This is a genomic window from Pedobacter sp. 01N416, from assembly GCF_056399685.1.
Genome location: NZ_JBFTRT010000055.1, coordinates 1 through 13205 on the forward strand (window position 1 = coordinate 1; position 13205 = coordinate 13205).

At 37.2% G+C, this 13205-nt stretch carries 12 protein-coding genes; 2 read left to right on the plus strand and 10 right to left on the minus strand.

The window, feature by feature from the left end; all coding sequences use genetic code 11:
- The 5 genes from AC1DND_RS05100 to rpsL form a co-directional block, all read right to left on the minus strand.
- Nucleotides 1-284 (minus strand): hypothetical protein (locus tag AC1DND_RS05100; RefSeq protein ID WP_477579645.1); only part of this gene is annotated, 284 nt, incomplete at its 3' end.
- Between the two features lie 51 nt (nucleotides 285-335).
- The gene (rpsJ, locus tag AC1DND_RS05105; RefSeq protein ID WP_008244591.1) at nucleotides 336-641 is read right to left on the minus strand and encodes a 30S ribosomal protein S10; all 306 of its coding nucleotides are present in this window, start codon (nucleotides 639-641) and stop codon (nucleotides 336-338) included.
- Between the two features lie 137 nt (nucleotides 642-778).
- Nucleotides 779-2893: an elongation factor G gene (gene fusA / locus AC1DND_RS05110; protein ID WP_029278633.1), complete on the minus strand. Its 2115-nt coding sequence runs from the start codon at nucleotides 2891-2893 to the stop codon at nucleotides 779-781.
- A 129-nt stretch (nucleotides 2894-3022) separates the two neighbouring features.
- Nucleotides 3023-3490 (minus strand): 30S ribosomal protein S7, encoded by a 468-nt coding sequence (gene rpsG / locus AC1DND_RS05115; protein WP_029278632.1) that lies wholly within the window; start codon nucleotides 3488-3490, stop codon nucleotides 3023-3025.
- 17 nt (nucleotides 3491-3507) lie between these two features.
- Nucleotides 3508-3921 (minus strand): 30S ribosomal protein S12, encoded by a 414-nt coding sequence (gene rpsL / locus AC1DND_RS05120; protein WP_029278631.1) that lies wholly within the window; start codon nucleotides 3919-3921, stop codon nucleotides 3508-3510.
- Between the two features lie 531 nt (nucleotides 3922-4452).
- Here rpsL and AC1DND_RS05125 point away from each other — a divergent pair.
- Nucleotides 4453-5358: a prohibitin family protein gene (locus tag AC1DND_RS05125; protein WP_477579650.1), complete on the plus strand. Its 906-nt coding sequence runs from the start codon at nucleotides 4453-4455 to the stop codon at nucleotides 5356-5358.
- A gap of 23 nt (nucleotides 5359-5381) precedes the next feature.
- Nucleotides 5382-5954 carry a rhodanese-like domain-containing protein gene (locus tag AC1DND_RS05130; protein WP_477579652.1) on the plus strand — a complete coding sequence of 191 codons (573 nt, stop codon included), beginning with the start codon at nucleotides 5382-5384 and terminating at the stop codon, nucleotides 5952-5954.
- A gap of 13 nt (nucleotides 5955-5967) precedes the next feature.
- Here AC1DND_RS05130 and AC1DND_RS05135 read toward each other — a convergent pair whose 3' ends face one another.
- The 5 genes from AC1DND_RS05135 to AC1DND_RS05155 form a co-directional block, all read right to left on the minus strand.
- Nucleotides 5968-6426, minus strand: a complete 459-nt coding sequence (locus AC1DND_RS05135; protein ID WP_477579654.1) for a hypothetical protein — start codon at nucleotides 6424-6426, stop codon at nucleotides 5968-5970.
- 3 nt (nucleotides 6427-6429) lie between these two features.
- Nucleotides 6430-7794, minus strand: coding sequence for an aryl-sulfate sulfotransferase (locus AC1DND_RS05140; protein WP_477579655.1), 1365 nt, complete (start codon nucleotides 7792-7794; stop codon nucleotides 6430-6432).
- Between the two features lie 136 nt (nucleotides 7795-7930).
- Entirely contained in the window at nucleotides 7931-9448 is a 1518-nt protein-coding gene (locus AC1DND_RS05145; RefSeq protein WP_477579657.1) for a RagB/SusD family nutrient uptake outer membrane protein, read from the minus strand.
- A 40-nt stretch (nucleotides 9449-9488) separates the two neighbouring features.
- Nucleotides 9489-12473 (minus strand): SusC/RagA family TonB-linked outer membrane protein, encoded by a 2985-nt coding sequence (locus AC1DND_RS05150; protein WP_477579659.1) that lies wholly within the window; start codon nucleotides 12471-12473, stop codon nucleotides 9489-9491.
- A 312-nt stretch (nucleotides 12474-12785) separates the two neighbouring features.
- Nucleotides 12786-13205 (minus strand): adenylyl-sulfate kinase (locus AC1DND_RS05155; RefSeq protein ID WP_477579661.1); only part of this gene is annotated, 420 nt, incomplete at its 5' end.

Genomic DNA, 13205 nt, shown 5'->3' on the forward strand with positions numbered 1-13205 from the left:
CCTTTACTTTGATCTATCTCTGTGCTACTATCCAAATCATCTTTGGTCGATCCATTTTCATCACGATGCTTTGGCGGATTTTCCATTCTGCTTTCTTCCAGTTCAGAAAAATCACCGCCTTTTTGATTGGCCACTTCCCCATGTGAAGAGGGGTTTTCTTTCAATTTTTCTTTAGGATCCGCAAAATCCTGTCCTTCAACTGGTAATCCTTGGTGCGTTTTATCTTCCTTAGCCATATCAGTACAACCAGCTAACGTTGCTTTTGTTTTGAAATTTGAATGCATAAAAAAAGGCCTCGACTTGCATCGAGACCTTTTCTGTTCTTTTAAAATCAATTAAACTTTGATTTCAACTTCAACACCGCTAGGTAATTCAAGTTTCATTAAAGCATCAACTGTTTTAGAGTTAGAGCTATAAATATCCAATAAACGTTTGTAAGCGCATAATTGGAACTGCTCTCTAGCTTTTTTGTTTACGTGTGGAGAACGTAAAACAGTAAAGATTTTTTTCTCTGTAGGAAGTGGAATTGGTCCACTTACAACTGCACCCGTAGGCTTAACAGTTTTTACGATTTTCTCAGCAGATTTATCTACTAAGTTGTAATCGTAAGATTTTAATTTAATTCTGATTCTTTGGCTCATCTTATTTTTAATTGTGGTTTCCTGTTAGAGCTATTAACAACAGAAACCGGATTTATCTTTTTAGTAGCAAGTATTTAGTATCGGGTATCAAGACTGATAATCCATCTTGATACTTGATACCTTTATCTTAATACTAATTAGTCTTCAGATTTTACTCTTCCTTTAGATTTAGCAACTACTTCATCCTGTACGTTTTTAGGCGCAGCTTCATAGTGGTCAAATTCCATTGTAGAAGTTGCACGGCCTGAAGTGATTGTACGTAACTGCGTTACATAACCAAACATTTCAGAAAGCGGCACAGTAGCTTTAATTACTTGAGATCCATTACGGGTATCCATACCTAATAATTGACCACGACGACGGTTCATATCACCGATAACATCACCCATGTTTTCTTCAGGGGTTAAGATTTCGATTTTCATGATTGGCTCCATCAAAGTAGGTTTACATTTAGGTAAAGCTTCACGATATGCCATACGGGCAGCAAGCTCGAATGATAAAGCATCTGAATCGACTGCGTGGAATGAACCATCAATCAAACGTACTTTCATATCAGGAAGCGGATAACCAGCTAATACACCATTAGCCATTGCAGCAGCAAATCCTTTTTCTACTGAAGGGATAAACTCACGTGGAATTGAACCACCTGTAATTTCGTTTACGAACTGTAAACCACCTTTTTCAAAATCAGCATCAATTGGTGAAATAATAACTTGGATATCGGCAAATTTACCACGACCACCAGATTGTTTTTTATAAGTTTCACGGTGTTGAGTCGTACCAAAAATTGCTTCTTTGTAAGCTACTTGCGGCGCACCTTGGTTAACCTCTACTTTAAATTCGCGTTTTAAACGGTCAATTAAAATATCTAAGTGTAACTCACCCATACCAGAGATAACCGTTTGACCAGTTTCCTGATCAGTTTGAACTCTGAATGTAGGATCTTCTTCAGCTAATTTAGCTAAGCCCATACCTAATTTATCAACATCAGCTTGAGTTTTAGGCTCAATAGCTAAACCGATAACTGGCTCAGGGAAGTTCATAGACTCAAGAATGATTGGGTTTTTCTCTTCACAAAGTGTATCACCAGTTTTGATATCTTTAAATCCTACTACCGCAGCAATATCACCAGCAGCCACATTAGGCACAGGGTTTTGCTTGTTAGCATGCATTTGGAAGATACGAGAAATACGCTCTTTACTTTCTGAACGTGTGTTATACACGTAAGAACCAGCTTCTAAGTTACCCGAATAAACACGGATAAAACATAAACGGCCTACGAATGGGTCAGTTGCAATTTTAAATGCTAAAGCTGCAAATGGCTCATTAATGCTTGGTTTTAATAAAACTTCAGCACCTGTATCTGGGTTAGTACCTGTTACACCTTCTGAATCAAGAGGTGAAGGCAATAATTCCATCACGTAATCCAACATGGTTTGAACACCTTTGTTTTTGAAAGATGAACCACAAACCATAGGAACGATTTTAGCATCTAAAACAGCTGCACGTAAAGCATCTAAAATTTCGCGCTCAGTGATTGAGTTTGGATCTTCAAAGAATTTCTCCATTAAAGACTCATCATAATCAGCAACTGATTCTAATAATTTCTCTCTCCACTCAGCAACCTCATCTAACATATCTTCTGGGATTGGCACTTCAGTAAAGGTCATACCTTTATCATGCTCATTCCAAACGATACCACGGTTGTTGATCAAATCAACCACACCTTTAAATCCGTCTTCAGCACCGATAGGTAATTGCAATGGAACTGCATTACTACCTAACATATCTTTAACTTGTTTAACAACTTTTAAGAAGTCTGCTCCAGAACGGTCCATTTTGTTAACGAAACCGATACGGGCAACATTATAGTTGTTAGCCAAACGCCAGTTGGTTTCTGATTGAGGCTCAACACCATCAACTGCAGAAAACAAGAACACTAAACCATCTAATACACGTAACGAACGGTTTACCTCTACGGTAAAATCCACGTGTCCTGGTGTATCGATAATGTTCATGTGGTAAGCCTGACCTCTGTATTTCCACTCAACCGTAGTTGCAGCAGAAGTGATCGTGATACCACGCTCTTGCTCTTGTGCCATCCAGTCCATTGTTGCAGCACCTTCGTGCACTTCACCAATTTTATGACTTACACCAGCATAATAAAGAATACGCTCGGTTGTTGTAGTTTTACCTGCATCAATGTGAGCCGCGATTCCAATATTTCTTGTAAATTTTAAATCTCTTGCCATGTTATGTTTTTGATTTATCTGATTTTAAATGATTACACCGATTATGTTAAAACAAATCGGTGTAATTTATCTAATCAGTATAATCTTCTAATTAAATCTGTGTAATCTTACTAATCTGTTAATTCTAAATTAGAATCTGAAGTGAGAGAACGCTTTGTTAGCCTCAGCCATTTTGTGCGTATCTTCTTTCTTCTTAACAGCAGCACCTTCACCTTTAGCAGCAGCTACGATTTCACCAGCTAATTTCTCTTTCATGGTTTTTTCGCCACGTTTACGAGCATATAAAATTAACCATTTCATACCTAAAGCTGTTTTACGCTCTGGTCTAACCTCAGTTGGAACCTGGAAGTTAGCACCACCAACACGACGAGATTTAACCTCTACAGCTGGCATAATGTTAGTTAAAGCACGTTTAAAGATCTCTAAACCGTTTTCACCTGCTTTTTTCTCAGCAATTTCAACAGCATCGTAAAAAATTGAATAAGCGATAGATTTTTTTCCATCGTACATCATATTGTTTACAAAACGAGTTACCTGAACATCATTAAATTTTGGATCAGGAAGAATAATTCTCTTTTTTGGTTTTGACTTTCTCATTTCTTATTTCCTCCCGATTATTTCTTTTTACCTTTTGTTGGTGCCGCAACTACCTGTCCTGGTTTAGGACGTTTAGTACCATATTTAGAACGACGTTGGTTACGACCAGCTACACCTGATGTATCTAATGCACCACGGATAATGTGGTAACGTACACCTGGTAAATCTTTAACACGACCACCACGGATCAATACGATTGAGTGCTCCTGTAAGTTGTGACCTTCCCCAGGAATGTAAGCATTCACCTCTTTACCGTTCGTTAAACGAACACGGGCTACTTTACGCATTGCTGAGTTTGGTTTTTTAGGGGTAGTGGTGTACACACGTGTACATACACCTCTTCGCTGTGGACAGCTGTCCAACGCTGGAGACTTACTCTTGAACTCCAGTGCTACTCTACCTTTTCTAACTAATTGTTGAATGGTTGGCATTGTGCTTTTTTATGTTTTTTTATTAAAAAATTTACCGCTCCCCCGGCATCCTTGCAGATAGCCCATAAAACGGACTGCAAAAGTAGAACAATTCTTTTTAAAAATCAAGGGGTTAGCGTAAAAAGTTTTCAGTTGGCAATTATCAGTTTTCAGTTGAAGATTAAGGAGTTGCAAATTTTCTTTCTGATCATCGTCATTGCGAACCGAAGCGGAAGAAATGGCGATGGCGTGAAGCAATCTTTCTCGCCATAATATTCGGGCCCTCTTAGCATCATTCCATAATTATAAACTGTTATTTGGAAAGCAGTTTCAGCAATTCTTAGGCTGGGTTCGGCCCCGCCAATGTTACAAGCTCGTGAAGAATTCGCTTTCCACGTATATCGGGTTTAGTTAGCAAAGTAAACCGATTCTATTAACGTTCTAATTTTCCCCAGCCCATTTCTATATGCTTTAAAAAGCCTAAAACCACACATGCTTTAATTCCATAAAAGGTTGCATTAAATACCTATCTTTAATAAAAATCTAAATTATATGTTCTTAAGTATCGTTGGAATTATTATCATTTTTGTTGGTTTTGCGGTATCAAACCAAAATAACGTTATTGGCCGCTACAGCAATATCACCAAAATTATTGGTGTAGTACTGGTCATTATCGGCTTATCTTTCTCTATGTTTAAAGTTATTGATGCTGGTGAAGTTGGCGTTAAAACCGTTTTTGGAAAAGTAGACAACGAAGTTTTATACAGCGGTTTAAATGTAATTAACCCAATTGCTGAGGTTACACCTTTTGATGTTAAAACTCAAAACTACACCATGTCTGGTGTTCATGATGAAGGGAATAAAGAAGGTGATGACGCACTTCGGGTATTATCTGCCGATGGCTTGGAAGTAGTGATAGACCTTTCTGTACTATTTCGGGTTAAGGCAAGTTCAGCGCCAAATATACTCCGGGAAATCGGGACAGATTATCTGCAGAAAATTGTTCGCCCAGTTTCCAGAACCGCAATAAGAGATAATGCAGTTTCGTATGATGCCGTAGCTTTATATTCAAGCAAACGGGACGAATTTCAAGCTAAAATATTTGCAACTATAAATAAAAGTTTTGCGAAAAGAGGTTTAGAATTAGAACAGCTTTTAGTGCGCAATATTACCTTGCCTGCATCGGTAAAAGCAAGTATCGAATCGAAAATAAATGCAGAACAAGATGCGCAAAAGATGACTTTTGTACTTCAAAAAGAACGCCAGGAAGCCGAACGGAAAAGAGTAGAAGCACAAGGAATTGCCGATTACCAACGGATCCTTTCAACAGGCTTAAGCGATCGCCAGCTCCAATACGAATCGATATTGGCACAAAAAGAAATTGCAAAATCGGCCAACACCAAAGTTATTATTATGGGTAATGGCAAAAGCGCGCCAATTATTTTAGGTGGAAATTAATTAATCTTTTAAAGGTTCGAAAAATGAAAATAAAAATCATCACGATCGTGTTCTGTAACATTGCATGCCTATGTAATGCACAAACTTCGTCAACTATTAAAAGAAAGGCTAATGTAGATTTTGATGCTTACGAAAAGCTCATACCCGAGGTTAAAGCCCATCGTAAAGGTAAGCTAGTAGATTTACCAACATTTTTAAAAATGGCTGAAGAGAAAGGCACCATTATCTTAGATACACGTTCTGATAGTCTATTTAAACGCAAACATGTTAAGGGTGCCATTCATCTAAATTTTTCTGATTTCACACAACAAAACCTGTTAAGGATTATACCAAATGCGGATGCCAAAATATTAATTTATTGCAATAATAATTTTATAGATGATCAGGCAAATTTTGCCAGTAAAGTAGTTGTGCCTGTTTTAATAAAGAAAAAAATAGCCCCAATTTCATTGGCCTTAAATATTCCTACTTATATTAATCTATATGGCTATGGGTATAGAAATGTATATGAGCTCTCCGAACTGGTAAGCACACGGGATAAACGAATAAACTTTGAAGGAACCGAAATCAGAAGTGCTATTATTAAAGCAAGGTGATAAAAGCTAAGTCTTAATTACAATCCTTAAAACTATCTTTCAGAACCTTCAACTGTGCAACTGCAGCTTCTAATTCTTTTGGTGCTTTACCATACTCGTAAGTAATTTTATACTGTTTGCCATCGGCATTAATAGCAATCCACTCTGCACCTCCATCAGCACAATCAGGGCAGCCAATTACTTCTGGCAGGGCCGAAATCTTCTCCAAATTCAATTCTTTTTTGATTGCGTTTATATCAGCTTCGGAGATTGTTTTGCTACAGGTTTTGGTGTCAGCTGTTTGCCCGTTTTTTGATTTAGAAAAAGTAAGTTTCAGGTCGCTAATGAGTAAATTATTGGAACAATAGCCTACACACATGCCAAATGATGATCCATAACCAATACTGTTTAAGGTTTTAATGTCGCCTTTTTTACAGGCCGAAAAAGACAGCATTATTAAAATTGTAAAAATGAACGGTAAAGTTTTTTTCATGTGTTAAGGTTTAAGATAAGGACTTAATTGCTCCGAAGTTACAAATATCCCTCTATATGCGGGTACAGAAGCTTCCATTGTCCACAATAATACACCTTTTCTATCAGTGAGTACAACAATATGTCTTTTAGAACTGCAGCATAATATGTTATCCTTATTAATCATGTAAGCGCTCCCCATGCGGTCGTTATAGATCTGAGGAGGCAGCTGAATATGCATATTTAAACTTGCACTTTGCGTCTGCTCATTTAGCTTAAAAGCATAAGCTCCTGACCGATGTTTTTCTATTCCGTTATCAAAAAACATTAAATTACCTTCTGCATTGATGTGTACGGCATGCGCTTGCGAAAAATTGGTATTGGCTGGCATTTTGATGTTACCTCCCTTGCCAAATTTCCAGATTACCTTACCTGTTTTGGCATCAATTTTCCAAATTTGCCCGTTGTTGTAAAAAGAAATGATGTAGTTCCCGTCTTTATCGTAGTTTAAGCTATTGGCATGCATCCAATCTTTCTTTGTTTTTAATAAAGCCTTATCACTAAAAGGATCAAGACTATCGAATACGCTCCATTTCCAGATCTGTTTTCCTTTTTTATCCATCACCAAGATACCATCTCCATTTATAGTATCCTGTTTACTCCCACCTATGTGGCTCAAATCGGTTATTTTCTGATCAACAAAAAGTGTAACTAACGCCCCTTTTTGGTTTTTTAAAATTTCGTGGTGAATGGTCTGTTTAAAATCTCCCTGGCCTTTTTTTAAGTGTAAAATAGTATCTCCTTCTAAATTGATCTCCAATATCTGGCTACCGTAGCTTGTTGGCTCATCATTGCCACCCAAAATAGAAAGTAAGGTTTTGTCTTTTGTAAAATTGATTACTTTGAAACCTACATTATCAACCATATGGTACCACCTCAATCTACCCTTATAGTCTACGAGATAGGCCATTCCTGGTGCATACCGCTTATTAACCAGAATTAATCCGTTCTTAAGTTCTTTAGGAATTAGTTTATCATCGGCACTTTTTGCTTTAAACTGGTCTTTAAGCCATTCCGGTAAATCGTTAGAAACAAATGTATAAGCTTTACTCGTTTTCTTTGCTCCGTTTTTTACGGTAATAATTTGGTAGCTATAACTTGTTTGGGGAATAATATTGCACAGTACAAATTTGTGATTGCTTTTATTTTTAGATAGCACAGTACTTTCTTTTTTAGCATCGGCAAGTTTGTTAGGCCAGTATTCTACATAGGCATCTAAAGCCGAATTAGCAATTACATCGATCTGTATTTTTAATACATTGTTGTTATGCAGTCCTACCTTTATTTCTTTGATGCTATCGCCCGTATAACATCCATAAAAAGTAAACATTAGCAGTAAAACGACGAGTTTTAAAAAGCACTTCATAAAATTGAAAATATTAAAAGGTTGGATGCGATAGTTTTTAAATAAAAAAGAATATGCAGTTAAAACTACATATTCTTTTTGAGCATAATAAATTATGAAATTATTGTCTGCCAGCGTTATTTAAATTTGGATTTATATTCACCTGGTTTAAAGGATATGGGAAAAATTGATCCCGTGGCATCACAACCGTTGGTGTTTGGCTGGTACGCTTTAAATATCCATTTACAACAGCCTCATACTTGCCAAACCGCATTAAATCGGCTCTTCTTTTTCCTTCATAAAATAATTCCCAGCCACGTTCCTGCAAAAGTGCATCTTTAAGTGTGGTTTGGGTATAGTTTGCAGCTACCAATAGTTTAGCATGTGATCTTCCTTTTACCTGGTTAATAAGATCTATACACTCAGCATTAGGGCCACTTAATTCATTTATCGCTTCGGCTCTACTTAATAACACATCTGCATAGCGGAGAATGTTAACACTATGCCCATCGTAATAGGTATTTGCACCTTTAGGGTCTGCATACTTTGCCGTAGCCACATCCTGCATATAAAGAGTACCTGCCGGAGGGGTTGCTCCAAGCGAGGGCGCTTGCTTGTGTATTAGTTTATCAACACCCAGATATTCAGGGAAGAAAAGTTTTTTCCGGTCATCTGCATCGTCAAAACTGTTGTAAAAATCCCAGGTTACAGCATAATATTGCCACCTATCGGTTAAAACAGGATGCTCTTCTGGACCAAAGTGGTTCAACAGTTCCGTTCCGTTAACATTTGCATCGCTTAATACTGAGAAAATATTTTCTGAACACCATTGATTACTTTCAGCAAAAAGTCCTTCATAACTTGGAAAAAGTGAATAAACCTTTAAATCCATTACCTGTTTGGTTACATCAAGTACTTTTTGCCATTGGTGCTGGCGCAGGTACAATTTAGCCAACAAGCTAAGCGCAGCACCTTTTGTGGCACGGCCAACATCATTAGCAGAATAGAATTTATTATTGGCATAATTAACTGGCAGAGTTGAAGCAATCCCTTGTAAATCGTTTATTAAAAAAGCTTCGATCTGGTCAAGTGGTGTTAAAGCGGCTGCTTCGGTATACTTTGGATTTTCTAAATCTTTTTCTGTGGCTAAAACTACAGGGCCCCATGCATCGGTTAAATCCATATAAGCTACAGCCCTTAAAAACTTAATCTCTGATAGAAACTGGCTTTTTTCTTCGGCTGTTATGGCAGTCATTTTAGAGAGATTATAAATTGCGTTATTGGCGTTCGAAATCAATTTATAGATCTGTCTCCAATCTTCAGCAATCAGTCCATTTGCTGAATTCCACTGCACGTTTGAAAGTTGCCCTGGATCTCCTCCTTTGCTACAATGCCCAACATCAGTTGTTAAATCGGTCAGGGCAAAATGCCTTACCGTCCAATAATCAAAGTTATCGCCTACTGCGGGCCCTTTTAACCTGGCATAAACAGCATTTACGGCTGCAATGGCGTCAGATTTTGTTTTGAAGGCATTGAGACTGGTTAAGCTGCTATACACTACTGGGTCTAAATCTTTTTTACAAGAAAACTGCAAAAGTACAACTGCAGTAATTGCCAGAATAATCTTATATCTTTTCATCTTTTTATCTTTATTAATCCTATTAATCAGGAAAGTATTACTAATTGATGGTTAACTTTATACCCGCAGAGAATGTTCTGAATGCCGGAAACGCATTAAAATCTATTCCTCCTCCAAAGTTACTACCTGAATGCGAATTCACCTCTGGATCTGTTCCTGTATAATTGGTAATCGTAAATAAATTTTGCGCCTCAGCATACACCCTTAAACCTTTAATCACTTTGATGTGATCTAACAATTTGGTTGGCACATTATAACCAAACGATACAGATTTTAATCGCAAATAAGACGCATCTTCTACAAAACGAGAGTTTACGTAACTACCAAACGTTGTTAAAAAATATCCCTCACGAGGTATTTCGGTATTTTCGTTAACTCCTGCAACAAATCTATTTAATGCATCTGCCCCAGTAGTAGATTCTAATACCAATCTGTTCATATTATATAATGAATAACCGAACGAACTTTGGAAGAAAATATTTAAGTCGAAACCTTTATAATGAAAATCGTTTCCAAAACCCATGGTAAAACGGGGAGTCGAATTTCCCAAATAGGTCATATCATCTGGTGTAATTTTACCATCACCATTGGTATCCTGATATTTTGGATCGCCGGCTTTAGAACCAGGTTGTGGGGCATAAGTCTCCCCTGTTTTAATTACACCTGCGTAAACGTACCCAAATAATTCACCAAGTTCTCTACCCGGCATCATTCTTGAAAACTCACGACCAGACACCGTGCCACTTGGGTTTGCCGTATTTACAGAAATTTGGTTAACTGGGCCTAAAGACAATACTTTTTGCCTGTTCATCGCAATATTAAAATTAGTATTCCACGTAAAATCATCATTACGAACATTTACTGTATTCACCATAAATTCAATCCCGCGGTTTTGAATCGAGCCAGCATTTACCAATTGCGAATTAAAGCCCCAATACTGTTCAATTGGGATATTAAGTAATAAATCGGTAGTTTTCTTAGCATAAAGATCAATACTAGCATTTATACGTCCATTTAAAAAACCCATGTCTAGCCCCACATTAAACTGAGTTGTGCTTTCCCATTTTAAGTTTGGATTTGGTAGGGTTTTAGGCTCAGTTCCGATTTGTAAAGGGCTACCTGGATTAAGGACAGTACTGTAATTGGTAAAGGTTGATAAATAGAGGTAATTAGGAATACGATCATTACCGGTAACACCAAAACTTGCTCTCAATTTTAAATTAGAAAAAGTATTCAGGTTTTTAATAAATTCTTCATCAGTAAATTTATAGGCAATCGCTCCTGATGGAAAATATCCATATCTAAAATTTTCCCCAAATTTGGAAGATCCATCTCTCCTTAAAGTAAAAGATGCTAACAATTTATCATTATAAGCATAATTCAATCTTCCATACAATGAATTAAAAGTAGCTTGTTCTTTAAAGCTATTGTAACCACCCGCAAGATTGCTTATAGTTACAGCTGTACCATTAGGTAATGCACCAGCACTTAAATTATAAAATAAGAACTCGTCTGTTCCGAAACCTTTACTACCTGCGGCAAGAAAATCATTCACATCCTTTTGACTAGATGTACCGACCAAGGCTGTAAAATCATGATTACCAGTTTTATATTTATAGGTTAAGTAGTTCTCTACCAACCATCTAAATGTGGTTGAACTTTTTTGTGCTGCGATACCGCCGTTTTTTGCTCCTGCACTTAACGTTCTAGGTATGTATTGTCCCTCATTAAGGTTGGTATACTCTGCACCGGTACCTAAATGATAAGTTRAACCTTTAATAATTTGATAGTCCAAAGAAATATTTCCATTTACTAATTTATTGGTACTCGTATTGGTGGGTTCTAACAAACTGGCCAATGCATTATCTTTACCCTGATAACGATAATAACTTCCATCGGCATTGTAAACCGGAATATTTGGCAATGCGGTTAATAAACTAAATAATGGTGCGGTAATATCTGCCGAGTACGATTGTTGCAATACTTTCGAACTTGAGCCATAAAAGTTAGCGCCCAACTTTAAACGTTCGTTAAGGGTTTTCTCAGCACCAATTCTGGCTGTATATTTCTCTAGTCCTGTGCCTTTTAAAACACCTTTCTGATTAATGTAGTTTCCTGACACATAAATTTTCGAATTCTGATCACCACTGCTAATGCTCAAACTTCGGTTATGTACCGAAGCATTTTGAGTAGCTTCATCCAGCCAATTGGTATTTGCGATTGCAAAAGAAGGTGGAAAAGGCGCGGGTTTACTATCTTCAATAGCTGTTGCATTTTGAATCGCAGTGTATTGTTGGCCGTTTAACAATGCAGGCTTATAAGTTAAAAACTGATTACCATTGGATAAATCTAAATCAATAGCTACCCTACCAGCCTTACCTTTTTTGGTGGTAATTAAAACCACACCGTTACCTCCTCTTGCACCATAAATAGCTGCTGATGAAGCATCTTTTAAAATCTGGATATCCTCAATATCATTCGGGTTAATGGTACTACCATTATCTGAGATAAATCCATCCACAACATAAAGCGGGCTATTGGTTGTATTGATGGAATTACCTCCCCTTACAGTTATCGACATTCCGGCTCCTGGCGCAAAACTTGTTTGTTGCACCTGTACACCTGCAGCCTTACCCTGAATGGCTTGACCAATATTTGATGTAGTACCACCAAGATTTAAATCGTCGCTCTTGATAGAACTGATTGAACCTGTCAAATCTGTTTTACGTTGTGTACCATAGCCCACAACCACAACTTCGTTTAGCTTATTTAAATCTTCTTCCAGGTTTACCGTTACTACATTTGAAGCACCTATGGTAACCCGTTGTGTTTTATAACCTACAAGTGTAAAGTTTAACACCCTTAATTTGCCCTTTAAGGTGATGGTAAACTTACCGTTAGCATCAACCGATGTTCCGTTTTTCACATCAGTTTCTGTTACTGATGTTCCAACAGCCGGCAGTCCTTTTTCATCTTTCACCGTCCCGGTAACAACCGTCTGCGCACTGGCTGCAATGGGGATCATAATAAATAAAGAACAATAAATAAATTTAAAAAGAGCATTAAAAAATGAGCGGCTTAGTATAGGAACAGATGTCCTACAATTCCCATTTGTTGGTTTGTAAATTTTAATCATAGCGGTTTTGGTTATAGCTGATTGTTGCTAAAAGGATAAAATGACTTTTAATTCTTAGTAGGATAATATTAGGAATTAAAGCGTGTATTTATATGCAAAAACACTGCGCAATCGATTGACTAAACACCCTGGATGTACTAAAACCACGTAGATTAGAATTAAACCAATATAAATTAAGCCATGATAATTAAGAATAGGTGATTAAGGCATGGAACTGATTTTGGAAATGATCTCCAGAAATAGCTTATCTCTACTTTGAATCGGACTTTCTGTATTGGTTCTGATAATGAGATTGGCGTTTAATGCAGGCTCGAACCTGGCGCTAACTCCTGTAAAATTTGAGATTAGGTTTTGGTCAGCATCTTTGTATAAACCTTTTACATCTCTTTCTTTGCATATTGCCAATGGGCAATCTAAAAAGACTTCAAAATACAGTTCTCCAATAATTTGAGCGGCCAATGCCCGATATTGCTCAAGAGGGGTGATGAATGAACAAATCGTAATGATATTGCTCATCATCATAATTTTAGCTATTTCCGCCGCCCTTCTAATGTTTTCTGCCCTATCGGCTTCGCTAAAGCCCAAATCTTTATTAATACCTTCCCGAAGTACATCTCCATC